Consider the following 25,243-nt stretch of genomic DNA (forward strand, 5'->3'; position numbering starts at 1 on the left):
TCCCCCGGCAGCTGGAACAGGCCGCCCCGTCGCAGCGCCAAAGCGACACCGCCTCCGATGCGGCGCGGCGTGCTGCCGATGCCGCGAAGGACGTGATGGCTGCCGAAGGCGCGAATTAGAGACTGTCACCCCCGGTTGTCGGTCGCTAAACGCTGCCCATGGACGAACCTATTTCCGGCAGGACGCTGACGCGGGCCGACATCGAGGGACTGCTTGCACTGCCGCGCCACCTGATCGACTGCGATCTTGAGGACGCGAACCTTTCAGGCCTGGACCTAACCGGCTGGCGGTTCGAGCGCTGCGCCCTGCGCCGCACCGACTTCGCCCGCGCCAGACTGGAGACCAGCGTCTGGACCTCGTGCCGCGGCGCTTTCGCGGACTTCACCGAAGCCGACCTTGCCGATGCGAAATTCATATCCTGCGATTTCAACAATGCCTCGCTGCGCCGTGCCATACTCGATTCGGCGCGCATCGAACGCTGCAAGCTGACCGGCGCAGACCTCACCGAGGCGCGCGCAATCAACCTGATTTTCGATGAAACGCTGCTGGTCAACGCACGGCTGGGCGGCCACTCGTTCCGCAAGGTGCGGCTGGAACGGATCGACTTCTCGCAAGCGGATCTGGGCAAATGCGACTTCCGCCACGCCACTTTTATCGGCTGCAGTCTGCGCGATGCCCATGTCCAGGGCGCGCGCTTCGACGGCGCCGACTTGCGCGGGGCGGATCTGGGCGGATTGAAGCTCGCCGATGCGCGGCTTTTTCGCGGCGCAACGATCTCGAGCGAACAGGCCGGTCAGCTCTTGGGAGAACTAGGTCTCAACGTGCGCTGAGAAGGCGATGCCGTTCTCACTCGTCGTTGCTGGACAACCTGTGCAGGTTCGCGCGCACGGCGCGGCGATAATAGGTGAGCGTGCGGCTGCACACGGTGCCGGGATCGTGGCCGAGCTGGCCGCTCGCCAGCGCGAGGCTCCATTCCCAGCCGGCCCAGACCTTCTCGGTGACCATACGCATCATTTCGTCGCCCGCGCCGGGATCGCCCTGGCCGATACGTGCAGTGCGCAGGGCAATGACTGAGCCCGCCTCGACCATCAGCTTGCCCGCGTCACGCATGAGAGCCTCGGGGGCGGCAGATTCTGAACTCATCGACACAGGCTCCTGCAGCCCGCCGACGCGCAGGAATTGCGCGTGCGACTTGCGGGCAGCGGCCAGTTTCGGGAATCCTCACGATCACCCGGCGGCGCGACCCCGCGCCGGGTTGCAAACCGGGCCATAGCCTATCGGGTGGCCGGCCCCAAGCCCTTACAATGTACAGCTAACCAAGCGTCACGAAGACTTCGGCCTCGATTACCCAATCCCCGGCCACTTCGCGCCACTTCGCCGCATAAGTACCCGAAGCCAGCGCCGCCTCGCCGTCTGCGGCGGCGCCCTGCCAGCGGCCATGCTCCATGGCAATCGGCTCGACCGGGGAGACGGTCACACTTTCGCTGGTCCGCAGATAGACCAGCCGCCCGGCATGGGCGAATTCGCGCCGCCAGACTTTCACTTGCGCCATGCGGCCTGCGATCACCGCGCTATCGCTGCCGGTAATCATCACGCAGTCCCGCGCGAGAATGGGCGCGATGGCCGCCGCGTCGCCTTCGGCAATGGCCCTGTTGAACGCCGCACGGCGGGTTCGGATGGCGAGTTCGGCGGTGCTCATGAACGGACCGGATTGGCAGCGCCTGCACCGACCACGGTATTCCAGCGGCGCACGCTCCAGCGCTCGACAAGGCCGTTCGTCACGTAAGGGTCGGCGCGGGCGAAAGCTTCGGCGGTATCCGGGCCTTCGCCGGCAAAGAGCAACTGCGCTATGTCTACCGGGTCTTCGATTGCTCCGGCCAAAACAAGTTCGCCGCGATCGGCGGCAGCCCACGCAAGCGCGAGATGTGCGCTGCGAAACTGCGGGCGACGCTCAAGATAGTCGGCCGACAAGGTATAAGTGAGCAGGTAGTGGTTCATCCCCCGTCCTTGCCGGGGATCGGCGCCGCTGAAAAGGGGGGCCGATCAGAGGCAGCCCTCTACATAGCCGAGTGCCGGCATCGTGCCGACGTGGATCAGGCTGACCTTGCCGTCCTGCCCGATCTCGAAGCGCAGCGCCGGGTCCCCGCTCGCCGCATTGGGAGCGGTGAGGTACTTGGCCGGGGCATCCTCGTACTTGTGCGGCTCCTCGCGGAAGCCCGCGAACCACTTCGCCACGTCCTTTTCCGCGGCGCCGACACCGATACCCTCGACAAGCTTCACGTCGGAGCGCTTGCCCACGGTGATCCGCCGGACCCTATCCTGCTCAACGATGGCATAAACGCCGGGATAGTCCGGCGATGTCACGGTACGGCAGGCATCGCCCGCCTGCGCCCCGCGCTCGGCCCAGGTACTGCCCTTGGGCACAGGCTGGCCGATCCTGAGATCGCCGAGGCCTTCCAGCCCGATCACTTTCGCTGAAGCGTTCGTGACCGGAGCCGCCTCCGCCTGCGATGCCTCCGAAGCGGGCGCAGTGCTTCCCGCCCGGGCCGCATCGGTCGCCGAAGCTCCGCCAGTCGGCTCGGCACCGGAACAGGCGGCGAGCGAGAGGGCGATTAAAGCGGAAGCGCTGAACGCGGCAATGTTTCTCATGGGACAGGAAACGAGAACTGCCCGCACGGGGTTCCCCCGGCGCACCGCGCCGGAGGAACCGTTCATGCGTCAGGTGATGACCGCCTTGATGGCAGCCACCGCCGGGCGAGGCGAAAGGTCGGCGTTGAAGATGCCGAAGTTGTTCATCTCGCTCGTCCCCGACCAAGAAAACAGTTCGTAGATGTTGATCGTGTGGACGAAGGTCTTGCTCAGGGCAGCGGCAATGTCGGTCGAAAGCAGTTCGGCCTGCTTCGACAGGCTCACCGGCGGCGAGGTCACGTTCTTGGAGGTGCCCCCGGTCGTGCGGCCCCATTCGGTGATCACGCCCTTGGTGTTCTTGCCCTGCGCGATCCGGGTCTTGAAGCTGGCCAGACGGTCCTGAATCTTGGAATCGGGCGTAGGATAGATATGGGTATTACCATAGTCCGTGAAAGGCGCCTGCTGCGCCTGCATGAAGTCGTTGCTGGCGATGAAGGGGATCGATCGCAGCACCGGATCGACGCCCTGCGCCGCCGTGAAGTCCTTCAGGAAGGCCATCAGCGCAGGGGCATTGCCGGTCCGGAAGCCCAGCCGCGGATCGGTGACACCGTGGTAGGTCATCGGATTGAGATCGGGTTCGTTGGGACCTTCGATTGCCCAGACCGACCCCGGAACGACAGCCAGGAACGCCTTCAGGTCGGCGATGGTCTTGGCGATATCGCGCCCGGAAAGGGTGAAGCTGAACTTCACGCCTGCCCTTGCCAGCCCGACGTAAGTGGCCCAGCCGGGAGTTCCGGCAAAAGGCTCGCGGCAGCGCATCTTGCGAACACCGCCGAGCTTGTCGAGCGCGGTCATGATATTGGCAAGCTTGTACACCGATCCGGTATCCTGGGGCCTGCCCTGGACCATGATTCGGTCGATCTTGGATGTAGCCGCCATGAGGGGGCTGGAAATAAACGGCGTAACGGCCATCGCCCCGAGTATTTGACGTCGGGAAAACGGTGGTTGATCAATCATCGCTCAATAACTCCGGCTGCGACCCAAACATCGGAAAAACAACAATAACATCTTGCGTGTTATGCTGCCCTTTCCTAAGCAGTCGGCGTGTATGACATAAAATAGGACCGTAAATTGCACCACGCGATTTCACGGACCTGGACGCCGCTTAGTCGAATCTGCAGCACCGCAAGTGACCGGTACGATGGACCGTGGTGGATTTAAGATGATGAAGCGAACAAGGTTAACGGCCTGTTCGCAGGTCGTCTTTGCTTTGCAATATGTTCACTTATTATCGGAGATGCCTTTGGAAGGCGCAGGTCAGATTTCGGCCAGTCGCCCGATCAGCGCCTGCGCCGCAGCCGGAGCGCGTTCCTTGGCACCATTGATGAAGAACGCGAAGATATCGCGCCCTTCGGCCGTCCACGAACCGATACGCCCGGCCCAGTGGTCGAGGTCGGCATCGTCATAGCCCTGCTCCAAGTCGACGCGGGCGTTCTGAAGGCGGGCGTAGACGAACGGTGCCGTGCCTGTAGCATCCAGCACGGCGTACTTGGGGGAATCGGCGAGGACCACGCCCACGCCGGCCTTGCGCAGCAGCGCGTAAAAGACGGGATCGTCGAAACTCTCGTGCCGTGCCTCGATCGCATGGCGCAGCGCGATGCCCTCATGGGCGGCAGGCAGCAGGGCCAGAAAGGCGGCGATTTCGTCCACGTCGAACTTCTTGGTGGCGGCGAGCTGCCAGTTGATCGGTCCCAGCTTGCTCCCCAGTTCGACCAGGCCCTGCCCCAGGAAATTTTCAACGCTCTCGCCCGCCTCGGCAAGGTTCTTGCGGTTCGTGCAGTAGCGTGAGCCCTTGAGGGCAAAGACGAACCCTTCCGGTACGGCATCGCGCCACTTCGCGAAGCTGGCAGGTTTCTGGCGGCCGTAGAAGGTTGCGTTGATTTCGGTCGCGGTCAGGTGTTCGCCCAAGTAGGCAAGCTCTCGCGCCTGGGCGAGACCCTTGGGGTAGAACAGGCCGCGCCACGGCTCGTAGGTCCAGCCACCGATGCCGATATAGGCGCTCACGATTTCTTGCGCGACAGGCGTTTCCGGTTGGCGGTCACCTTGCGACGATAATGGTTGACGGCCTTCTGCGCGCTCTTTTCCGGGGAGGTCAGGCTCGACGTGGCCAGCATGGCCGCCACTTCGGCGCCGGCCTTCACCTTCTCGGACACCATCAGCCGGTTCTCGCGGTCGCTGCCCTTGCCGGTCATCATGTCGCTGGTGCGCATCCCCATGACCATCATCGATTCGGCCCATAGCCAGTAGCTGTCGTTCGCCAGCTTGAACCAGTCGGTCGTGGAACTGCGCGCCATCGGTGAAACCTCCAGATGAACCTGAATGCTATCACCCTTAAGCACCCCCGCGAAGATGAGTTCCGGTCATTGCGGAATTCCGCTCCTCCCCATCGCTTCGCGGCAGGGAGGAGCCTCGCGGGTGTCTTCAGTCGTGTTCGCGGTCACCTGCGCCCATGTAGAGTTCGCTGCCGGTGTCCTTGAACACCTTGCTCATCTCCATCATCCCCGCTTCCGCTGCCTCGGCGGCGCCTTCGACAGGTTCGGGATGAGCGGCCAGGAAGCCGGTGCTGGGCTGGTTCTGCTTCGCTGCGAAATCGCGCACTTCCTGACTGATCTTCATCGAGCAGAACTTCGGCCCGCACATCGAGCAGAAATGGGCAGACTTGGCGCCTTCCGCCGGAAGCGTCTGGTCGTGGTACTGTTCCGCCGTATCGGGATCGAGGCTCAGGTTGAACTGGTCGCGCCAGCGGAATTCGAAGCGGGCCTTCGAGAGCGCGTCGTCGCGGACCTGCGCGGCGGGGTGGCCCTTGGCAAGGTCGGCGGCGTGGGCGGCCAGCTTGTAAGTGACAACGCCTACCTTCACGTCATCACGGTCTGGCAGGCCGAGGTGCTCCTTGGGGGTCACGTAGCAGAGCATCGCGGTGCCGTACCAGCCGATCTGGGCGGCGCCGATGCCGCTGGTGATGTGGTCGTAGCCGGGCGCGATATCGGTGGTGAGCGGGCCCAAGGTGTAGAACGGTGCTTCGCCGCAGGCCTCGAGCTGCTTTTCCATGTTTTCCTTGATCTTGTGCATCGGCACGTGGCCCGGGCCTTCGATCATGACCTGGACGTCCTGCGCCCAAGCTCGCTTGGTCAGTTCGCCAAGCGTGTAGAGTTCGGCAAACTGCGCCTCGTCGTTGGCGTCGTAGATCGATCCGGGGCGCAGGCCGTCGCCCAGCGAATAGGCCACGTCATAGGCCTTCATGATCTCGGTGATCTCGTCGAAACGCTCGTAGAGGAAGCTCTCCTTGTGGTGCGCCAGGCACCACTTGGCCATGATCGAGCCACCCCGGCTAACGATGCCGGTCATGCGTTTGGCGGCCAGCGGCACGTAAGGCAGGCGTACCCCGGCGTGGATCGTGAAGTAGTCGACGCCCTGCTCGGCCTGTTCGATCAGGGTGTCGGCGAAGATTTCCCAGGTCAGGTCCTCGGCAATGCCGCCGACTTTTTCCAGCGCCTGATAGATCGGCACGGTGCCGATCGGCACGGGGGAGTTGCGGATGATCCATTCGCGGGTGTCGTGGATGTTCCGGCCGGTGGACAGGTCCATCACCGTGTCCGCGCCCCAGCGGATCGACCAGACCATCTTGTCGACTTCGGACGCCACGTCGGAGGCGACGGCCGAATTGCCGATGTTGGCGTTGATCTTGACCAGGAAGTTGCGGCCGATCGCCATCGGTTCGGCTTCGGGGTGGTTGACGTTGCTGGGGATGATCGCCCGGCCACGCGCCACTTCATCGCGCACGAATTCGGGGGTCACGTAATCGGGGATCGAAGCGCCGAAGCTCTCGCCCGAGCGGTTGTACTGGGCAAGGCGCGCGCGGCCGAGGTTCTCACGCTCCGCCACGTATTCCATCTCGGGCGTGATGATGCCCCGGCGCGCGTAGTGCATCTGCGACAGGTTCATGCCGGGCCTGGCGCGCAAGGGGCGGCGCAAGGCGGTGGGGAACGGCGGTACACCGCCCGACCGGTCGGGGCCAAGCTGGCCGTTGTCTTCGGGCTTCACCTCGCGCGGGGCGTATTCCTCGACATCGCCGCGCGCCAATTGCCAGTCGCGGCGCAGCGGTGCGAGACCGGCGGAGATGTCGATTGCAGCATCGCTGTCGGTATAAGGGCCGGAGGTGTCGTAGACGCGCACCGGCAGCTCGCCGCTGGACGGTTCCAGATGGATTTCGCGCATGGCGACCCGAATGTCGGGGTTGCTTTGGGCGGGGACGTAAATCTTCTTCGATCCGCGGATGGGACCGGTCGTAACGCCTATTTCCAGCTTGGAGTTGATGTCAGCCATGGTTGCCTCTCTTCTTCCATGGGACGGAACAAGAGACGGATTGCAGGCCCGATACATCTCACGAGATGCTTATACACGAAGCCGCGTCCACTCCCTCCGCCCGTATTAACGGGTTCAGGTTCGACGGGTCGTGTGGAGCATACCCACACCTCTCAGCCCAGAGTCCGTTCGGACCCTGCTAGGCTCCCCGGGGTAGCGCGATGATAGACGCGAGGCGGCGGCAGGTCTAGAGGCAGCCGGGATGCCGATGCTCTATCGCCTGGACGCCGCCGCACTGGCCGTCGCCCGCCACTTCGGCGCCGAAGCACGTAACGATCCCTGGGCAGGCGGCCACGTGGGGCCGGGCGAGTTCGCGCCGGTCATCACGGCCGGGCGTGAGGAAATCGCCGGGCCGCGCCCTCAGGGCAAAGCGCCGCGCCGCATGATCCCGCGCCTGTGGGGCGTGCCGCCGCCGCCCTCCGTGCATGATGCGCCGCGTCACGGTATCCTCAGCGTGCGTAATCTCGACAGTCCGTTCTGGATCGGCAACTTGCGCAACAGCGAGTTTCGCTGTCTGGTGCCCGCCACGATGTTCATGGAATGGGGCCGCCCTTCGCCCACCGATGGCAAGCGTCGCCAGTCGTGGTTTTCCTGCACCGACCAGCCGGTCTTTGCGATGGCGGCGGTATGGAAGGACAGCGAAATCCCCTCGTTCGCGCTGCTGGCCTGCGCGGCGAACGCGGCGCTGAAGGCTCAGGGACGCGAGACGATGCCGGTAATCCTGCCGCCCGATCCGGGGGCCTGGGCGCTGTGGCTGAACGGCGGGTGGGACCGGGTACGCGAGATGGCGGTGCCTTATTCGTCCTCGCTGATGGCTATGCGCGAACTGGGGTAAGCCCCTGCCGCACACCTTGCACGCCATCAAATCCAGCGCCATCTCGCGAACATGGTGACCACTCTCGACACCCTGCTCGGTGAAATCCACGCCTGCCGCCTGTGCGAGCATGATCTAGGTTTCGAACCGCGCCCTTTCGTGGCAGCGCAGGTCAGCGCGCGAATGCTCATCATCGGTCAGGCGCCCGGCAGCAAAGTCCACGCGAGCGGCATCGGCTGGGACGACGACAGCGGCGACCGCCTGCGCGGCTGGCTGGGGCTGGACAAGGCGGCGTTCTACGATGCGGGCAGGATTGCGCAGATGCCCTCGGGGTTCTGCTATCCCGGCAAGGCGAGCGGGGGCGACAAACCGCCTCGCCCCGAATGCGCGCCGCGCTGGCATGGCCCGCTGCTGGCACAGCTTCCGAACCTGAAACTGACCCTGCTGGTCGGGCAATATGCGCAGAAACGCTACCTGCCCAAGGGCTTCGCGCCCAATCTCACCGAAGCGGTGCGCAACTGGCGTGAGGCACCGGAGGGGCTGATCCCCCTCCCGCACCCCGCATGGCGCAGCCGCCTGTGGATGGCGAATCACCCGTGGTTCGAGGCGGAACTGCTACCCGCCTTGCGCGAACGGGTAGGCAAGGCGCTTGATCAGAACGTGTAAGCCGCGCCCGCGCCGATAATCCACTGGTTTGCATCACCGCGGATCGAGGTGAACGGCGTGTCCTTGGCATCGTTCAGCATACGCGAATAGTTGGCTACGCCAAACAGCGACAACCCGCCATCGCGCACGTCGCCGGACAAGTCGTAGGCCAGCAGCAGCGAGGTATTGACGCTGTCCCAGCCGCCCTTGGCGCGGTAGACGGGAAGCCCGCTGGCCGCATTCTGCAGCGGTGTCACCGAATAATAATAACTGGCGAAGTCGTTATCGACACGGCGGGCGCTGACCGCCAGCACCCCGACCAATGCCGTGCTGAGCGGCGTCGCGTAGCTGATCGCCGGGTTGACCGTCATGCCCTTATAAGCCCCGTTCACGTCCCACTTCACGTCGGCCGAGACAGTCAGCGCATCGTAGTCGCTCAGCAGCTTGTAAGCAGTGACGCCCGCGTTGAAGCCCACTTCGATCGCCGGGTCCAGTTTGCCAGCCGCCTTGACCACGGGGTCCTTGATGCGGCCGGCGCGGTTGTTCGAATAAGTCGCCACCGGGCCTAGCGAGAAGCCGATCTTGGCGTCCTTTCCGTCCGGGATGAAGTCCAGCGCCACGCCCGCAACGCGCGGATTGATGTCCACGCCCTTGAAGCGGCCCCTGACCAGCGGGACCGGCGAAACGACATAATCGTCCGAGCCCCGATAGGTCGGAACGTAGACCGCGCCCACGCCGACGGTAAGATAATCGCCGTCCAGGACATTTTCTCCCGGGGCCTCCTGCGCGAAGGCGGGGGTTGCGAAAAGCGCGGTCCCGGCCGCGAGCAGTGTGATGTTCAGGCGTGAGCGCATGGATTTTCCCTGTAAATCGTTATCCGCGCAACGCACTGATGGGCATAGTGTTTCCCGCAATGCGGCAAACACCCCAACTCAGGTCAGAAGTTCGCTCTCAGGCACGGTATCGCCGCCTTCGCCCAGCTTGCGCTGCATCAGGAACACGTCGAGCCACTGGCCATGCTTCCAGCCCGCCGCCGCCAAAGTGCCGACCGGAAAGAAGCCCGCACGCGCATGGAGGACTACCGAAGTGGGCTCGGACGCGGCGATCACGGCAAATGCCTGCCGAAAACCGCGCTTCTCGCACTCTTCCAGCACGGCGGCCAGCAGGGCGCTGCCGATACCGCGCCCGATGCTGTCGCGCCGCACGAAAAGCGACGTCTCGACACTGAACAGATAGCCCGCGCGCGGACCGTATCGGTGCGCAAAACCAAAGCCCAGAACCCGGCCCGCATCGTCACGGGTTACAAGAAACGGATAACCGCCCTCGACATGCTCCTGTATTCGTCGGCGCGATTCTGCTTCGTCCGGCGGTACGGTTTCGAACGTCGCGGTGCTTTCCAGCACGTAATGCGCGTAGATCTCGGCTATTGCGGCAGCATCGTCCAGCGACGCATCGCAAATGGTAAGTTCCCCTGTCATCAATTCGAAACATGCAGCAAAGCATGGAGCCTGCCAAGTTGCGGCAATCGTTCGCAGTCCCTAAACATGACGCGATGCAGCAAATTTCCGCCGATATGGGCGCCCAGCCCGCCTCCTGCGACCTTGCGATTCTTGGCGGCGGCCTTGCCGGCGGCCTCATCGCGCTCGCCATGGCAGCGCGGCGCCCCGAACTTTCGGTCACGATCTTCGAACAGGGCGAGACGCTGGGCGGCCATCACGTCTGGTCGTTCTTCGCCAGCGACGTCGGGCGTGAGGGAGAAGCATTGGTCGAACCCCTGATCGCCGCGCGCTGGGACGGCTATTCCGTGCGCTTTCCCGGCGCCGTGCGCGCGCTGTCTTCACGGTATCGCAGCGCCACCAGCGAGAAGCTCGACTCGGCGGTGCGCGCGGCCATGCCCGCCGATCGTATCCTTACCGGGGTGAAGGTTGCAGAGGCCGACGCCGCCAGCGTCACCTTGGCCGATGGCCGCCGCTTCACCGCCGGGGCGGTGATCGACGCGCGCGGGGCGCACGGCCTCGCCCATATGGCCGGCGGCTGGCAGAAGTTCGTGGGCCATACCCTGCGCCTTGCCGCGCCGCATGGGCTCTCCCGCCCGGTGGTGATGGACGCGGCGGTCGAACAGATCGACGGCTACCGCTTCGTCTACTGCCTGCCCTTTTCCGAAACCGAGATCTTCGTCGAAGACACATATTATTCGGATACCCCCGACCTCGACCTGCCGGCCCTGCGCCAGCGGATCGCCGACTATGCCGTCGCCGCCGGCTGGCGCATCGACAGCGTCGCCTATGAGGAAACCGGCGTGCTGCCGGTCATCGCGGCCGGCGATTTCGAGGCATTCTGGCGCGCCGGGGGCCGCCTCGCCCGCGCCGGCACCCGCGCCGCCCTGTGCCATCCGCTGACATCCTACTCGATTCCCGATGCAGTAAGATTCGCCCTGTACCTGACCACTCTCGACAATCTCTCGGGCGAGGCCCTAGTAGGGACCAGTCATGACTGGGCCGCACAGCACTGGCGCGAAGGACGCTTTTACCGGATGTTGAGCCGTATGCTTTTCGGCGCGTCCGGCGGGCCTGACCGCTGGCGGATGCTGGCGCGCTTCTACACACTGCCCGAGCCGCTGATCGAACGCTTCTACGCAGGCCGGTCCACCGCGCTGGACATGGCACGCGTGCTGGCCGGCAAGCCGCCGGTACCGGTGGGCGCGGCGATGGCCAGCCTTGCCGGGCGCGGGCGTCCTCTGGCCGATCTGGGAGCATCTGCATGAAACGCGCCTGCGTCATAGGCGCCGGCTTCGGCGGCCTTGCCCTTGCGGTGCGGCTGCAAAGCGCCGGGATCGCCACCACTCTGCTCGAGGCCCGCGATAAGGTCGGCGGCCGCGCCTACGTGTGGGAGCGCGAGGGCTTCACGTTCGACGCCGGCCCCACCGTAGTCACCGATCCCGATTGCCTGCGCGAACTGTGGGCCCTGTCGGGCAGCGACATCGCCGACGATGTGACGCTGATGCCGGTCATGCCCTTCTACCGCCTCAACTGGCCCGACGGCGTCACGTTCGACTACTCGAACGACGAAGGTGATCTGCGCCGCGAGATCGCCCGCGTCGCCCCGGCCGACCTCTCGGGCTACGAGGAGTTTGAGCGCTATGCCGCCGGGGTCTGGGAAGAAGGCTACGTCAAGCTGGGGCACGAGGCGTTCCTCGACTTCTCCAGCATGATCAAAGCCGCGCCGGCGATGATGCGCTATCAGGCGTGGCGCTCGGTCTATTCGATGGTTTCGCACTACGTGAAGGACGAGCATCTGCGCCAGGCGCTCTCGTTCCACACGCTGCTGGTCGGCGGCAACCCGATGAAGACCAGCGCCATCTACGCCCTGATCCACAAGCTGGAAAAGGACGGCGGCGTCTGGTGGACCAAGGGCGGCACCAACAAGCTGGCGCAGGGCATGGCCCGCCTGTTCGAGCGGCTCGGCGGCACGCTGCGGCTGGGCGACAAGGTTCGGCAGGTCCACACCATCGGCGATCAGGTGACCGAAGTGGAATGCGAAAGCGGCTGGCGCGAACGCTTCGATGCGGTGGCGTCCAATGGCGACCTTATGCACACTTACGGTACGCTTCTGGCAGATACCGTGCGCGGCAAGGAAATGGCCAAAAAGCTGGCCAAGAAGAATTTCTCGCCCAGCCTTTTCGTTGTCCACTTCGGGCTGGAGGGCACGTGGCCCGGCATCCCGCACCACACGATCCTGTTCGGCCCGCGCTACAAGGGCCTGCTGGACGATATCTTTGAGCATGGCGTACTGCCGCGCGATTTCTCGATCTATCTGCACCACCCCACCGTCACCGACCCGTCGATGGCACCGGCGGGCAAGAGCACGTTTTACGCGCTCGTCCCGGTGCCCCACATGGGCAAACTGCCGATCGACTGGGCGGAAGTCGGCCCAATCATGGAGGCGCGCGTGATCGCCGAAGTGGGCCGCCGCCTGATCCCCGATATCGAGGACCGCATCGTCACCCGCTTCCACTATACCCCGCCGGATTTCCAGGCGGACCTCGGCGCATGGAAAGGCAATGCCTTCAGCCTCGAACCGCTGCTGACGCAGAGCGCGTTCTTCCGCGGCCATAACCGCGACGATAAGTTGAAGAACCTCTACCTCGTGGGCGCGGGCACCCATCCGGGCGCAGGCATTCCCGGCGTCGTCGGCAGCGCCAAGGCGACCGCGAAGCTGATGCTGGAAGCGCTGCGATGAGCCGCCAGCTTCATGCCCTGCGCAGCGCCTGGGGCTGGACCGGCGTGGAATTCGCCGAAGTCGTGGCGCACAGTCTGATGGGCCATATGCTGGTTACCGACACCGCAGGACTGTTTCACTATCTCGACCCGGACCTTGGTACAGTGACGCTGCTGGGCGACGAAGCGGCAGCGCAGGCCCACATGGCCCTCGACGAAACCAAGGTCATCTGGCGCGCCGACAAGCTGGTCGATGCCGCGCTGGTCCGGCTCGGCGCCCCCGTGATCGGCGAAGTCTTCAGCCTCACGCCCCAGGCGCTCGTCGCCGGGGACTATGCCCCTGAGAACCTCATCAGGATCGACCTTGTCGACCTGATCTACCTTTCCGGCGACATCGCCCGGCAGACACGCGATCTGCCGGACGGCGCGCACATCAATCTGAAAGTTGAAAACTGACATGAAGCGCCTCGCCGTCTACTGCGGTTCCGCCACTCCTGCCGACCCGCGTTACGTCGAACTCGCCCGCGATGTGGGCACCGCGCTGGCCCAGCAGGGCATCGGCGTCGTCTACGGCGGTGGACGCCTGGGCCTTATGGGCGCGGTCGCCGGCGCGGCGCTTGCCGCCGGCGGCGAATGCCTCGGCGTGATCCCCGAAGCGCTGGTCGGCGGTAACGGACGCGGCGGCGAAGTCGCCAACTACGACTGCGAACTGACCATCGTCGCCGACATGCATGAGCGCAAGGCCGCGTTCACCCGCCTGTCCGACGGTTTCCTCGTCCTCCCCGGCGGGGTCGGCACCATGGATGAGCTGTGGGAAGCGGTGAGCTGGTCTCAGCTGGGCTATCACAACAAGCCGGTGGGCGTACTCAACGCCTTCGGATTCTACGACGGGCTGCTGGCCTTCAACCGGCACATGGCCGAAGTCGGCTTCGTACGCCCTGCCCATCAGGGCATCATCCTTGCCAATACCGAGCTGGAGCCGCTGCTGGCGCAGATGCGGGCGCAGGAACCGATCGTTCCGATCGTCAACATGGATCCGAATACGCTGTGATATTTTCAGTTGCCGACTGAGAACCTTCTCGAAAACATCGCTGGCGACGGCGGGCGCGCCCGGCGCGCCGCCCTCGTCACCGCCGCGCACGATTCCATCCGCAAGGGTTCCAAGAGTTTCGCCGCCGCCAGCCGCCTGTTCGATCGCACTACGCGCGAACGGGTCTGGCTGCTCTACGCCTGGTGCCGCGCCTGCGACGACATCGCCGACGAGCAGGACCACGGCCACCCCGCCGCACCGGTCCTGCTGGGCACCCGGCTCGATCCCGAATCACGCCTCGCCACGATCCGCACCCTCACCGAACTGGCGATGGCGGGGGAGGAAACCGGCTCATCCGCCTTCGACGCGCTGGGCCAGTTGATGCGCGAAACCCCTGTGACCCGCGCCATGGTCGAAGACGTGCTGGCCGGCTTCGCGCTCGACGCCGCCGACTGGCGCCCGCGCAGCGAGGCCGACATGCTGCGATACTGCTACCATGTGGCTGGTGCCGTGGGTGTGATGATGGCCGCCGTGATGGGCGTGGCGGCAGACGACGAGGACACCCTCGACCGCGCCTGCGACCTCGGCATCGCCTTCCAGCTCGGCAACATCGTTCGCGACGTGTGGGAAGACGACGCCAACGGGCGCTGCTACCTGCCTGTCGAATGGCTGGCCGAAGCCGACATCCCGCCCGGCGAAGTGACCAAGCCTCACTATCGCCGCGCCCTCGTCCCCCAAGTGGCGCGGGCCTGCGCGCTGGCGCAGGATTACGAAGCATCTGCCCGGGTCGGCGCAGCGCGTCTTGCCTTCCGCCAGCGCTGGGCGGTTCTTTCCGCTGCGAACATCTACGGCGGCATCGCCCGCGAGGTGCAGCGGCTGGGCGCACATGCCTGGGACCACCGCGTCACCATCGGCAAGGGCCGCAAGCTGGCCTTCGTCGCCCTTGCATTGATGGCCGCGCGCGGACCAGCGCCGATGGCGGACAAACCCGCCATGTCCCGGCGCGAACTGGCGGCACTGGCGCGGGCACGCAGCTAAGGCCCGCAGAGAACCCGCCTCGGGGCGACGACCGAAGCCTCGAACGTTTCACATTCTGGAAATAATACCGGGAGCCAGCCTGATTTCCGTGCGTTCCTCCTGCACATAACTTCTCTGGAGGAACGCCCATGCTATTCACCATCGCCGCCATTCTGATCGTACTCTGGCTGCTGGGGCTGGTCGTGTTCAAGGTATCGGGTGCGCTGATCCACCTGCTGCTGGTGATCGCGATCATCGTCGGTCTCATCCAGCTGTTCCGCGGTCGCCGCGGGGTCTAGGCTCTTCGCAGCGCTCTGAGGCGCGCATCCAAAACGAAACACCCCAGGGCAGCCTACGCTGCTCTGGGGTGTTTCGTTATGATCGCAATGTCGAGGGTAGGGAGAGGCTCTTTCGGCCCCTCAATGCGCCACTGGCGGCTGGTTCTTGTAGTAGCCGGGCGGGTTGATACGGCGGAACAGGCGGCCATGCTCGGAATAGAGGACCAGCGCCAGCGCTCCCAACCCGAAGACTACCATTGCCGCAAGAATCGGGCGGGCACTGTTGTCGTAGGCCTGCCCGATCAGCGAACCCAGGATCGCCCCCAGCACAACGCGCACGAACGACATCACCGATGCCGCCGCGCCCGCGATCCGCGCGAAGGGCTGCAGGGCGATCGCCTGGAAGTTGGCGCCCATAAAGCTCATCATGCACATGCTCAGGGTCATCAGCGGCAGGAAGGTCCACAGCCCCTCGCCCCTGAAGGCCAGCAGCAGGTGCACCGCAGCCAGCACGATGTAGGTTAGCAGCGCCGCGTGGCTGACACGCCGCGCGCCGAAACGCTCGACGATGCGCGAATTGGCGAAGTTGCTGCAGGCCATGACCAGCGCCATGCCGCCGAACATCACCGGGAACAGAGTGCCCGCGCCGAAGTGCTCACCGACAAGCTGCTGCGCGCTGTTGAGGTAGCCGAACATTGCCCCCTGCGTCAGCGCCGCGCCCAGGAAATAGCCCAGTGCCGCACGTTCGCGCAGGGCCAGGCCCATGTTACCGGCGATCACCTTGAGTTTCACCGGCTGGCGGAATTCGGAGTGCAGGGTTTCCGGCAGGCGCAGCCAGGCCCAAGTGAAGACGCCGCCTGCAAGACCGCACATGATCCCGAAAATCCAGCGCCACCCGGCGAAAAGCAGCACCGACTGCCCGAGCATCGGCGCAATCATCGGCACGACCATGAAGGTCATGGCGATCAGCGACTGGGTCCGCGCCATGCGGTCACCATCGAATCGGTCGCGCAGGATCGTCATAGGCATGACCATCATCGCCGAAGTGACCGCGCCCATCACGCCGCGCGCGACAAGCAGCAGCTCGAAACTGCCGGAAATCGCACAAAGCAGCGAGAGCAGCATGTAAGCGGCGATCGCTACCAGCACCACCGGGCGGCGTCCGAAGCGGTCCGCCAGGGCGCCGGGAAACAGCGAACCGAGGCCCGCGCAGATCAGGAATACGCCGATGATGAGCTGCCGCTGGTTGGGATCGGCAAGATGCAGGTCTTTGCTGATCGCGCCGAGCGCGGGCAACATGACATCGATCGCCAAGGCCTGCAAAGCCTGCAGCGAAGCCATCATGGCCACGAATTCCATTTCCTTCATCGGAAACTGGGGCGGATTGGCATCGGGGGCATGCATGGGAGGGGCATTGCCGCAGTTGCCGCGGGTTAGCCAGCCATATTACCGTCACCGATGGCGCTTTCGCGGCAGGCGGGGCTATATAAAGCCCCATGTCACCGCAGGATGAACATCGCGAAGAAGAAGCAGATGGCCTGCGCAAGATCATCCACGTCGACATGGACGCCTTCTACGCCAGCGTCGAACAGCGTGACGATCCGTCGCTGCGCGGGCTGCCGGTAGCGGTCGGCGGTTCGTCGGGGCGCGGGGTAGTCGCCGCCGCCAGCTACGAGGCTCGGCGCTTCGGCGTGCGTTCGGCCATGCCCTCGGTCCGCGCCCTGCGGCTTTGTCCCGAACTCGTGTTCCGCAAGCCCCGCTTCGAGGTCTATCGCGAAGTCAGCCAGCAGATCCGCGCGATATTCCTCGATTATACGCCCCACGTCGAGCCGCTCTCCCTCGACGAGGCCTATCTGGACGTTACCGCCGACCTCAAGGGCATCGGCTCGGCCACCCGCATCGCGCAGGAAATTCGCCGCCGTATCAAGGCCGACACCCAGCTGACTGCCAGCGCCGGCGTTTCCTACAACAAGTTCCTCGCCAAACTCGCCAGCGACGAGAACAAGCCCGACGGTCTCTGCGTGATCCGCCCCGGACAGGGCGCGCAGTTCGTCGCGGGCCTGCCCGTTCGCCGCTTCCACGGCGTCGGCCCGCGCGGCGCCGAGAAGATGGCCCGGCTTGGCATCGAGACCGGCGCCGACCTGGCCACCAAGGATCTCGCCTTTCTGCGCGCCAATTTCGGCAGCTTCGCCGAATACCTGTTCCGCGCGGCGCGGGGCGTGGACCTGCGGCAGGTTCGCGCCGACCGTCCGCGCAAGTCGCTGGGCGCCGAACGCACGTTCTTCGAGAACATCGAGGACCCGGCGGCGCTTCGCGAGACCATGGATCACATCATCGACGTAGTGTGGGAACGCATCGAACGCGCCGAAACACGCGGCCGAACGGTGACGCTGAAACTGCGCTACGCCGACTTCCAGACCCTGACCCGAGCCCGTTCGCTCACCCATTTCGTCGCCGACAAGGCTGAGTTCTCGGGCATCGGCCATACCCTGCTGGAAGACCAGCTGCCACTGCCGCAGCCGATCCGGCTGATGGGCCTCACCCTGTCCGCGCTGGAGCAGGAGGAGGAGGTGCGCCCGTCGGCGGACGGGCAGCTTTCGCTGCTTTAGACCTTTATCAAAGATTCCGCCTGCTGAGCAGCGCCAGTAATGAAATCCGATTGAAGAACCAAAGCCGCTGCAGTTCCAGCCCTGTATACTTCGCCAGCGTGTTGGCGAACGTATAGGGCGAATACCAGTGGTTGTGATCCGGGTGGACCGCCTCCAGAAATGTGCCCGTCTGATCCACATAGTCGAAATGCCGCTGCCCACACTGAAAGGCATCGGGCACCGAAATCAGAAACAGCCCCGCATCGACGGCCTCTACCTGCGACAGAAAGCCGGCCACATCAGGCACATGCTCCATCACCTCGGGCACCAGAACGACATCATAACTACCTGAGACCTGCGCGAAATCGGTGAACAGGTCGCCGGAGACATGCGGCCGCAGCGCGTCCAGCGCCTCGGCATGGGGATCGAGACCGTCGAGCGCCGCGCAATGCGGTTCCAGAGCGACGTGCAGCGAAGTGGCAGGATCGGTGATCGGCCAGTCCGCGCAGCCGACATGGAGTACCCGCTGCCCGGCGCACAGCTCCCGCAGCACGTCGACGCGGCCAAGCCCCTCCAGCTCCGCACTCACCGGCACCCGCTGGAGGAAGTAGGGCGCATGGATCAATTCCAGCGGCGAGATCGCGGGTTCTTGCGGCTTCGGCGAAAATACGGGCGCTGCGACAGCGGAAACGTCGGCTTCGTGCATCCGCTCATAGCTCCCCAGCGTCGAGCCCCAGAGCTGGTGCGCATAAACCTTGTCCGATCCTTCGTATGTCACCCCGGTGAAGTGGCGCGGGATGAAGTAGTGGCTGGGGTAGATGCGCAGCGGTGTGTAGCAGTGCTCGCGGTAGCTGTCGGTCAGGCGCTGCGGGCCTACCGTCTGCCACGCCATTGCGTCTGTCACGCTGGACAGGGCGGCGATATCGTCGACGATGTGCCGGACGAAGGAGTTGCCCGGCCGGCAGCCGAAATATCCGGCGGCGATCAGGCCGGGACGGGCGATCTCGTTTTCCCAGCAGGCGAAAGCCTCGCAGTCGAGCAGCCAGTCGTCGAGGGGCGCAGCACAGATCGAATCGGCATCGAATACCACGCCGCCATGTTCCAGGAGGATTTCCCAGCGCATCATGTCGGCCACGCCGTTCATTTCGCGGGTGCGCATCTGCGCCATGTGGTGCGCGTTGATCCAGCCGCGCGCGTCGAGTTCGGCATTGCCCCATAAGTGGAAATGCCAGTCTGGATGAGCGGCGCGCCAGGTATCGATGCAGTTGTCCGGGCGTCTGCTCTCGTCGCCCACCCAGATGAAGTGGAAGGTCCTGGGGATCATGCTCGCGCCTCCGACTGCCGCCGGTCCGCAAGCTAGAGCGGCATGGTGAAGGGCATGCAAAGCGCCTCTACGCATAAGCCGAAGGGTCCTTCCCGGCCGAAGGTGGTGGCCGGGAAGGACAGGTCAGAACCTGTTAGCGTTCGTCACCGGACGCCAGATCCGCGCCCGGTGAATTTGCGAACAGACTCTGCAGCCGCGCCAGGGTGGGCGCGAAACGTCGAACGTGTCGACCGAGGGCCGCCAGGGAATTCGCTACACCTCAGTCCTGCGGGATCACCCAACGGATGGTCCCGTCATATGAGCCGGCAACCTTGTCACCCATCGCGTCGCTGGCGGCATCGAAGCGAGCCCGCTTGGCGACGTTGCGACAGGTTGCAGCGTCCAGCCCCGCATAGCCGCTCGACTGGATGACCGTGCAGCCGGTCACCCGGCCCGCACCGTCGATGGCGAGGCGGAAACGTACCGTCCCGGTGTGCCCGGCGCGAATGTCGGTCGTGGGATAATCGTCTGTGGTCACCCACCCGGCCACGTTGCCGCGCGGGCGGGCGGTCTTGGGTGCGAAGCGAGCGGGCGGATCGCTGGGCAAGGGAGTAACGGTGAAGCTTTCACCCTTGTCGATCACGCCGCCCGTCGGCTGTACCGGGCCGATCGGCAAAACCGTCAGCGTGGTATCCGGGACGATCGGCAGCCTGGCCTCGGGCGCCCTGACAGGCGTGTCCATCTGCACCGGCTTCTCAGGCAGGACCTTGGGCGTTTCCGTAGGCTGGGGCGGGATCGGAGCAGTGGGATAAAGGTTGCTGGGTAAATGCTTGGGAGGGTCGGGTGCGAACAGGTTGACGGCAAAGCCATTGACCAGCGCGATCGCGAGACCACCCTGGATCAGGGCCACGACGCCTCCGGTCAGCGCCTTTCTTCGATTACCGGAATATCCGTCAGCATAAGGTTCTCTGAATGACATGGGCATCCTCTCCTCATGCGGCCCAAGTCCTGCGACCCATCGCAGGCCCGGCACCGTTTATGGCGACGAGGATATCACGACCAATTTACTTGGGAATTGTTTTTTACTAAGGATACCAAGTGTTTAATTGGGCATGACTATTATCAGCATGCTCACTTCTTATTGCAGTGCAGCATGTTCTGGCAATTATCGTGCTGCTGTAAGGGCCTTCTGACGGCGCCGCTGCACCGAACTGCCCAGCCCGATCGCCTCGCGGTACTTGGCAACCGTGCGCCGGGCGAGTTCGAAGCCCCTGGCCTTGAGCAAGTCGACCAGTGCGTCGTCGGACAAGATTGCCTTGGCATCCTCGGCATCGATCAACTGGCGAATCGCGGCCTTGACCGCTTCCGCTGAAGCCCCGCCTTCCCCGTCTGCCGATGCAACGCCCGAACTGAAGAAGAACTTCAGCTCATAAGTGCCGCGCGGGCAGTTGAGAAACTTGTTCGAAGTGACGCGGCTGACTGTCGATTCGTGCATGCCGATCACCTCGGCCACCGTGCGCAGCGTCAGCGGCCTGAGCTGCGAGACGCCGTGACGGAAGAAACCCTCCTGCTGCTTCACCAGTTCGGCGGCGACCTTGAGGATGGTCTTCTGCCGCTGGTCGAGCGCCTTTATCAGCCAGTTGGCATCGGCCAGCTTGTCCGAAAGCCATGCGCGCGAGGTCTTGTCGGCACAGTCGCCTTTGAGTTCGACATAGTAGCCGCGGTTGACGATAAGCTTGGGCAGCGTCGCCTGATTGAGCGCAATGTCCCAGCCGCCATCGGCGCGGGCCGTAACGAGAATGTCGGGCGTCACCGCCGCGCTGGGCATACCGCCGAAACGCAGGCCCGGCTTGGGATCGTAGCCGCGCAATTCGCCCAGCATGTCGGCGAAGTCCTCGTCGTCCACACCGCAAAGGCGCTTGAGCCGAGGCAGTTCGCCGCGTGCAAGAAGGTCAAGGTTATCGATAAGCTTGGCCATCAGCGGGTCGTAGCGGTCCGCCTCTCGCGCCTGCAGCGCGATGCATTCGGAAAGCGTGCGCGCGCCGACGCCGGTGGGATCGAGCGTCTGTACCAACGCGAGACCAGCCTCCATCTCGGCCAGTTCGAGGCCGAGATCGCCTGCCAGTTCGGACAGGCTAACCGGCAGATACCCGGCCTCATCGAGCTGGCCGATAATGTAATGGGCCACCCCGGCAGTCAGCGAATCGCGTGAAGCGGCCCCGACCTGTGCCTCAAGGTGTTCGACAAGCGTAACGTCCAACGCCGGGCGGTCGTCGATACCCGGTCCTTCCTCGCCCCCCGCGCTGCGCACTTCGCCGCCCCAGTCGGCCCCGCCGTCCACACTTCCGGCACGCAACTGTCCGTCTCCGGTGTCGCGGTCGCGGTCCAGCGCGGCGGTGTCGATGTCGAGCGGGCGGTCGTCGGCGGCGCGCCCTTCACCGATGAGCTGATCGACCGACGAACCTTCAAGCGCGGTGCGTCTTTCGTCGGGCAGCGCCTCGCCTGGCACCTCGATCGAATCGCCGGACGCGGACGCGCCCACGTCCAGCAGCGGATTGGCGTCGAGCGCCTCGCCGATGAAGGTTTCAATCTCGAGATTCGACAGCGCCAGCAGCTTGATCGCCTGCTGAAGCTGCGGCGTCATCACCAGCGACTGGCTCTGCCTGAGATCCAGGCGTGGCCCCAGAGCCATGGTTCAGACGTCCTGTCTGAAAGGGTCCATGGCTCGCACCTCAGCCATTACAACGTGAAGCCTTCGCCCAGATAGAGCCTGCGCACGTTCTCGTCCGCTACGAGTGCCTCGGGGCTGCCCGCGAAGAGAACCTGTCCGCCGTAGATGATGCAGGCGCGGTCGACGATATCGAGCGTCTCGCGCACGTTGTGATCGGTGATGAGAACGCCGATGCCGCGCGTCTTGAGATCGCGCACGAGGTCGCGGATGTCCGAGATCGAGAGGGGATCGATGCCCGCGAACGGTTCGTCCAGCAGCATGATCGAGGGCTTGGCAGCCAACGCGCGGGCAATCTCGCAGCGGCGGCGTTCACCGCCCGAAAGCGCCATCGCCGCGCTGGAACGCAATCGGGTGAGGCCGAATTCGTCGAGCAACTTGTCGAGTTCGGCTTGGCGGACATCGCGGTCCGGCTCGTTCAGTTCGAGCACTGCGCCGATGTTCTGCTCCACCGTCATGCCCCGGAAAATCGAGGTTTCCTGCGGCAGGTAGCCCAGCCCCAGGATCGCGCGGCGGTACATCGGCAGGCGGGTCACATCGACACCGTCCATCAGGATGCGGCCCGAATCCGGTCGCACCAGCCCCATGATCGAATAGAAACAGGTCGTCTTGCCCGCACCATTAGGACCGAGCAGGCCCAAAACCTCGCCCTTCGCGACAGACAGCGAAATGTCGCTCAGGACAGTCCGCTTGTCATAGCTTTTGGCGATGGAGATAACCTCGAGCCCGCCGTTCTGGGCGAGAAGCGCGGCATCGGTAGCGCCGTGGTCGGCGCCGTGGTCCTGCGGGAGATCGGTGCTGGCAGTCATCGCGCGGGACTTAACGCAGGCAGACGGGGCACCGCAAGCGGGCATTTCTGCATAGTCGTACCGTTTGGCAGGTTTCCTGCATGACCCACACCACTCGACCTGCCGCAGTGCGGCATGCCCTTCGCAATTGCAGAAAACGAAAGTGAATTTGACCTGAATGACATTCGGTGATGTACTCTGCGAAAAGGACGTGGCCCACATACTGGCGAGGAGAGACGCCCTCATGGACAGGATATCGGAGCATGCAGCGCATCAATCGGCGCCCGGTTCCAGCACGGGCCCATCCAGCATGCCCAAGCCGGGCACTTTCGCGCAGGATTCGAGGACTGCGGGGCATCCCGCACCGATGATCGACTGGCGCCGCAAGATGAGCGATCACATCGCCTATGCCCTCCTTGTCTATACCGCCCTCCAGATTTTCGTGACGGTTGGCGCACTCAAGGCGCACGGGGGTTCGCTGCTGCCCTACTTCGCCCTGGTCATCCTGGTGGTCGCGATCATCCCGGCCTGCCGTCGTTTCGAATCGCGCTGGAATCGCCTGACCGACGACCAGGCTCACGACCCCGCGCTGGCGTCATACTACAAACGTGACCGGCTGGCGCTTTGGGCGCTCGCCATCGGCCTGCCCTTTGCGCTGACCGCAGTGCTCAGGGGCCTTTCCGTCGTTTTCAAGTAGGCCCGGCTTTCGGCAGGTCCGGTGGGCCTTAAGCTTCGGCAACCCACGCAACTCCCGTTTGCCCTTCGCCCATGCGGCGACTAGGGCGGGCGCCACGTAATATCGGCACTCGGGAGTTCACAACCACCATGCTCACCCCGGATCAGGCAAGGGACCGCGCACTCGATCTCGTGGAACGCGCGCGCCGCGCCGGGGCAGATGCCGCCGACGCCGTCTATGGCGCCAGCTCATCCGAAGGCATTCAGGTGCGCCTCGGCAAGCTGGAAGACGTCGAGCGCTCTGAGAGCGAGCACATCGCGCTGCGCGTGTTCTCGGGCACGCGCTCGGCCAGCATCGGCTCGTCCGACCTCTCGCCCGCCGCGCTGGACGAACTGGCTGCCCGCGCGATCGACATGGCCCGCGCCGCGCCCGAAGACGCCTATGCAGGCTTCGCACCCGCAGAACTGCTGTCGCACGGCCCCTGGCCCGAACTCGACCTGATCGATCCTGCCGAGCCCGCGCCTGCAGCGCTGCGCGCCATGGCCGAAGAAGCCGAGGATGCCGCCCGCGCGGTTTCCGGCGTCACCAATTCCGATGGCGCGACCGCCAGCGCCGGCCTCGGCGTCTTCGCGCTGGCGACCAGCCACGGCTTTTCAGGCGCCTATGGCTCGACCAACCACTCGGTCAGCGCATCGGTCGTCGGCGGCGAAGGTTCGGGCAAGCAGCGCGACAATGCCTGGCGCACCGCGCACCACGGCGCCGACCTCCCCTCTCCCGCCGAAATCGGCCGCCTTGCGGGTGAACGCACGGTGGCGAAGGTGGGGTCGGGCAAGATGAAGAGCGGGGCGATGCCGGTCGTGTTCGACCCGCGCGTTTCCGCCACGCTAGTTGGCCACCTGCTGGGCGCGATCACCGGCAACGCCATTGCCCGTCGCTCCAGCTTCCTGCTCGACAAGCTGGGCGAGCAGATCTTCGCCCCCGGCACCGTGATCGCGGAAAATCCCCATATCCCGCGCGGCCTGCGCGCCCGCCCGTTCGACGGCGAAGGCCTGGCGACGCGGCCCCGCAATATAGTCGAGGACGGCAGGGTGACCGGCTGGTTGCTCGATTCGGCTTCGGCCCGGCAACTCGGCGGCGTGCCCACGGGCCACGCCGCGCGCAGCGGCGGCGGCGCGCCCGGCGTGACGACGGGCAACATCCACCTGGCCGCCGGAACACTCTCTCCCGCCGAACTGATGGCCGACATCGCCGACGGCGTTTACGTCACGGAACTGATCGGACAGGGCGTCAACGGCGTGACCGGCGATTACAGCCGGGGCGCCGCGGGCTTCCGGATCGTCGGCGGCCAGCTTGCCGGGCCAATCGCGGAATTCACCATCGCCGGTAACCTGCTGCGCATGTTCGCGCAGATGACTGCCGCCAGCGATCTCGAATGGTACCGCGCCATCAACGTGCCGACCCTGCGCGTCGACGGGATGACCATCGCCGGAGACTGACAGCGCCGGACGCTGCGCTTGCCTTGAATCGGCGAACCTCCTATTTGCGAATGACTCGCAAATAGGAGGTTCGCTATGCCCGCACAAAATGCCTATCAGGTTGCCGACTGGAATGGTCGCAGCGGAGAACGCTGGGCCACCAACCAGCAGCGCCTCGACGCCATGCTGGCGGTTTTCGGCGAAGCCGCAATCGCAGCCGCTGCACCCGCGCAGGGCGAAAAAGTGCTGGACGTGGGCTGCGGTGCAGGCGCGTCCAGCTTCGCGCTGGCAGAACTGGTCGGAGCGCAGGGCCGTGTCGTCGGCCTCGATATTTCCGCCCCCCTCATCGCGCATGCCCGCGCACTTGCGCGTGCAGATGCGCCGGTCGAATTCCGCGTGGCCGATGCCGCCGCCGATCTCGGCCTAAGCGGCTTCGACCTGCTCTATTCGCGGTTCGGGGCGATGTTCTTCGACGATCCTGCCGCCGCATTCACCGCATTGCGCGGCGCACTGAAGCCCGGCGGACGACTGGCCTTCGTATGTTGGCAGGGTGCGAGCGAGAACGACTGGATTCGTCTGCCGATGGGCGCGATCCGCGATCTTCTTCCGCCGCCGCCCCCGCCCGCTCCCGAGG

The 25,243-nt window shown here is 64.9% G+C and carries 28 protein-coding genes and 1 riboswitch; of the genes, 13 read left to right on the top strand and 15 right to left on the bottom strand.

The genetic code is table 11. The annotated features are described in order from the left end of the window. Window positions 1–158: 158 nt before the first annotated feature. The gene (locus GVL61_RS22960; RefSeq protein ID WP_159983334.1) at window positions 159–830 is read left to right on the top strand and encodes a pentapeptide repeat-containing protein; all 672 of its coding nucleotides are present in this window, start codon (window positions 159–161) and stop codon (window positions 828–830) included. A 16-nt stretch (window positions 831–846) separates the two neighbouring features. Here the strand turns inward: GVL61_RS22960 and GVL61_RS22965 are convergent, their stop codons facing one another. The 8 genes from GVL61_RS22965 to thiC all read right to left on the bottom strand — a co-directional run bounded on the left by GVL61_RS22965 (window position 847) and on the right by thiC (window position 7,011). Next, complete coding sequence (locus GVL61_RS22965; protein WP_159983336.1) at window positions 847–1,143, bottom strand: hypothetical protein; 297 nt, start codon at window positions 1,141–1,143, stop codon at window positions 847–849. 169 nt (window positions 1,144–1,312) lie between these two features. Further along, window positions 1,313–1,699 (bottom strand): nuclear transport factor 2 family protein, encoded by a 387-nt coding sequence (locus GVL61_RS22970; protein ID WP_159983338.1) that lies wholly within the window; start codon window positions 1,697–1,699, stop codon window positions 1,313–1,315. Further along, the gene (locus tag GVL61_RS22975; protein ID WP_159983340.1) at window positions 1,696–1,998 is read right to left on the bottom strand and encodes a YciI-like protein; all 303 of its coding nucleotides are present in this window, start codon (window positions 1,996–1,998) and stop codon (window positions 1,696–1,698) included. Before GVL61_RS22975 ends, GVL61_RS22970 begins: the two co-directional genes overlap by 4 nt. Before the next feature lie 45 nt (window positions 1,999–2,043). Then, complete coding sequence (locus GVL61_RS22980) at window positions 2,044–2,649, bottom strand: hypothetical protein (RefSeq protein WP_159983342.1); 606 nt, start codon at window positions 2,647–2,649, stop codon at window positions 2,044–2,046. Between the two features lie 69 nt (window positions 2,650–2,718). Beyond that, the gene (locus tag GVL61_RS22985; protein ID WP_235037866.1) at window positions 2,719–3,504 is read right to left on the bottom strand and encodes a calcium-binding protein; all 786 of its coding nucleotides are present in this window, start codon (window positions 3,502–3,504) and stop codon (window positions 2,719–2,721) included. A gap of 441 nt (window positions 3,505–3,945) precedes the next feature. Next, window positions 3,946–4,692 (bottom strand): DUF72 domain-containing protein, encoded by a 747-nt coding sequence (locus GVL61_RS22990; RefSeq protein WP_159983346.1) that lies wholly within the window; start codon window positions 4,690–4,692, stop codon window positions 3,946–3,948. Then, the gene (locus tag GVL61_RS22995) at window positions 4,689–4,982 is read right to left on the bottom strand and encodes a hypothetical protein (RefSeq protein ID WP_159983348.1); all 294 of its coding nucleotides are present in this window, start codon (window positions 4,980–4,982) and stop codon (window positions 4,689–4,691) included. The genes GVL61_RS22990 and GVL61_RS22995 overlap by 4 nt, the downstream gene beginning before the upstream one ends. A 127-nt stretch (window positions 4,983–5,109) precedes the next feature. Then, a complete protein-coding gene (thiC, locus tag GVL61_RS23000) occupies window positions 5,110–7,011 on the bottom strand; it encodes a phosphomethylpyrimidine synthase ThiC (protein WP_159983350.1) in 1,902 nt (633 codons plus the stop codon). 74 nt (window positions 7,012–7,085) lie between these two features. After that, window positions 7,086–7,211, bottom strand: a riboswitch (TPP riboswitch). Window positions 7,212–7,252: 41 nt separating this feature from the next. On the opposite strand from thiC, the gene GVL61_RS23005 reads away from it, so the two are divergent. Beyond that, window positions 7,253–7,885, top strand: a complete 633-nt coding sequence (locus GVL61_RS23005) for an SOS response-associated peptidase family protein (RefSeq protein ID WP_235037867.1) — start codon at window positions 7,253–7,255, stop codon at window positions 7,883–7,885. 51 nt (window positions 7,886–7,936) lie between these two features. Then, window positions 7,937–8,530 (top strand): uracil-DNA glycosylase family protein, encoded by a 594-nt coding sequence (locus GVL61_RS23010; protein ID WP_159983352.1) that lies wholly within the window; start codon window positions 7,937–7,939, stop codon window positions 8,528–8,530. Here the strand turns inward: GVL61_RS23010 and GVL61_RS23015 are convergent. Both GVL61_RS23015 and GVL61_RS23020 read right to left on the bottom strand, forming a co-directional pair. Continuing rightward, on the bottom strand, window positions 8,518–9,363 hold the full coding sequence (locus GVL61_RS23015; protein WP_159983354.1) for a MipA/OmpV family protein: 846 nt from the start codon (window positions 9,361–9,363) through the stop codon (window positions 8,518–8,520). The genes GVL61_RS23010 and GVL61_RS23015 overlap by 13 nt on opposite strands. A 78-nt stretch (window positions 9,364–9,441) precedes the next feature. Continuing rightward, window positions 9,442–9,987: a GNAT family N-acetyltransferase gene (locus GVL61_RS23020; protein ID WP_159983356.1), complete on the bottom strand. Its 546-nt coding sequence runs from the start codon at window positions 9,985–9,987 to the stop codon at window positions 9,442–9,444. 74 nt (window positions 9,988–10,061) lie between these two features. On the opposite strand from GVL61_RS23020, the gene crtY reads away from it, so the two are divergent. The 6 genes from crtY to GVL61_RS23050 all read left to right on the top strand — a co-directional run bounded on the left by crtY (window position 10,062) and on the right by GVL61_RS23050 (window position 15,072). Beyond that, on the top strand, window positions 10,062–11,273 hold the full coding sequence (gene crtY, locus GVL61_RS23025; protein WP_159983358.1) for a lycopene beta-cyclase CrtY: 1,212 nt from the start codon (window positions 10,062–10,064) through the stop codon (window positions 11,271–11,273). After that, the gene (locus tag GVL61_RS23030) at window positions 11,270–12,748 is read left to right on the top strand and encodes a phytoene desaturase (protein WP_159983360.1); all 1,479 of its coding nucleotides are present in this window, start codon (window positions 11,270–11,272) and stop codon (window positions 12,746–12,748) included. The genes crtY and GVL61_RS23030 overlap by 4 nt, the downstream gene beginning before the upstream one ends. Continuing rightward, window positions 12,745–13,182, top strand: a complete 438-nt coding sequence (locus GVL61_RS23035; RefSeq protein WP_159983362.1) for a hypothetical protein — start codon at window positions 12,745–12,747, stop codon at window positions 13,180–13,182. Before GVL61_RS23030 ends, GVL61_RS23035 begins: the two co-directional genes overlap by 4 nt. 1 nt (window position 13,183) lies before the next feature. Next, entirely contained in the window at window positions 13,184–13,777 is a 594-nt protein-coding gene (locus GVL61_RS23040; protein ID WP_159983364.1) for a TIGR00730 family Rossman fold protein, read from the top strand. 9 nt (window positions 13,778–13,786) lie between these two features. Next, window positions 13,787–14,794: a phytoene/squalene synthase family protein gene (locus GVL61_RS23045; RefSeq protein WP_235037868.1), complete on the top strand. Its 1,008-nt coding sequence runs from the start codon at window positions 13,787–13,789 to the stop codon at window positions 14,792–14,794. 128 nt (window positions 14,795–14,922) lie between these two features. Further along, a complete protein-coding gene (locus GVL61_RS23050; RefSeq protein WP_159983366.1) occupies window positions 14,923–15,072 on the top strand; it encodes a lmo0937 family membrane protein in 150 nt (49 codons plus the stop codon). Between the two features lie 120 nt (window positions 15,073–15,192). Here the strand turns inward: GVL61_RS23050 and GVL61_RS23055 are convergent, their stop codons facing one another. Beyond that, window positions 15,193–16,455 carry a multidrug effflux MFS transporter gene (locus GVL61_RS23055; RefSeq protein ID WP_159983368.1) on the bottom strand — a complete coding sequence of 421 codons (1,263 nt, stop codon included), beginning with the start codon at window positions 16,453–16,455 and terminating at the stop codon, window positions 15,193–15,195. Window positions 16,456–16,547: 92 nt separating this feature from the next. Between GVL61_RS23055 and dinB the strand changes: the two genes are divergently transcribed. Further along, a complete protein-coding gene (gene dinB, locus GVL61_RS23060) occupies window positions 16,548–17,660 on the top strand; it encodes a DNA polymerase IV (protein WP_159983378.1) in 1,113 nt (370 codons plus the stop codon). A gap of 7 nt (window positions 17,661–17,667) precedes the next feature. Here the strand turns inward: dinB and GVL61_RS23065 are convergent, their stop codons facing one another. The 4 genes from GVL61_RS23065 to lptB all read right to left on the bottom strand — a co-directional run bounded on the left by GVL61_RS23065 (window position 17,668) and on the right by lptB (window position 22,479). Then, window positions 17,668–18,963: a glycosyltransferase gene (locus tag GVL61_RS23065; protein ID WP_159983380.1), complete on the bottom strand. Its 1,296-nt coding sequence runs from the start codon at window positions 18,961–18,963 to the stop codon at window positions 17,668–17,670. 259 nt (window positions 18,964–19,222) lie between these two features. Beyond that, a complete protein-coding gene (locus GVL61_RS23070; protein WP_159983382.1) occupies window positions 19,223–19,921 on the bottom strand; it encodes an energy transducer TonB in 699 nt (232 codons plus the stop codon). Between the two features lie 186 nt (window positions 19,922–20,107). Next, window positions 20,108–21,634 carry an RNA polymerase factor sigma-54 gene (gene rpoN, locus GVL61_RS23075; RefSeq protein ID WP_159983384.1) on the bottom strand — a complete coding sequence of 509 codons (1,527 nt, stop codon included), beginning with the start codon at window positions 21,632–21,634 and terminating at the stop codon, window positions 20,108–20,110. Window positions 21,635–21,681: 47 nt separating this feature from the next. Beyond that, a complete protein-coding gene (gene lptB, locus GVL61_RS23080) occupies window positions 21,682–22,479 on the bottom strand; it encodes an LPS export ABC transporter ATP-binding protein (protein WP_159983386.1) in 798 nt (265 codons plus the stop codon). A gap of 289 nt (window positions 22,480–22,768) precedes the next feature. Here lptB and GVL61_RS23085 point away from each other — a divergent pair, with 289 nt between their 5' ends. The 3 genes from GVL61_RS23085 to GVL61_RS23095 form a co-directional block, all read left to right on the top strand. Beyond that, window positions 22,769–23,155, top strand: coding sequence for a hypothetical protein (locus tag GVL61_RS23085; RefSeq protein ID WP_235037869.1), 387 nt, complete (start codon window positions 22,769–22,771; stop codon window positions 23,153–23,155). A 128-nt stretch (window positions 23,156–23,283) separates the two neighbouring features. Then, window positions 23,284–24,630 (top strand): TldD/PmbA family protein, encoded by a 1,347-nt coding sequence (locus GVL61_RS23090; RefSeq protein WP_159983390.1) that lies wholly within the window; start codon window positions 23,284–23,286, stop codon window positions 24,628–24,630. A gap of 75 nt (window positions 24,631–24,705) precedes the next feature. Next, the coding region (locus GVL61_RS23095) for a class I SAM-dependent methyltransferase (protein WP_159983392.1) at window positions 24,706–25,243 on the top strand (538 nt) is incomplete at its 3' end.

It is taken from the genome of Novosphingobium sp. 18050 (assembly GCF_902706195.1).
Taxonomy (GTDB): domain Bacteria; phylum Pseudomonadota; class Alphaproteobacteria; order Sphingomonadales; family Sphingomonadaceae; genus Novosphingobium.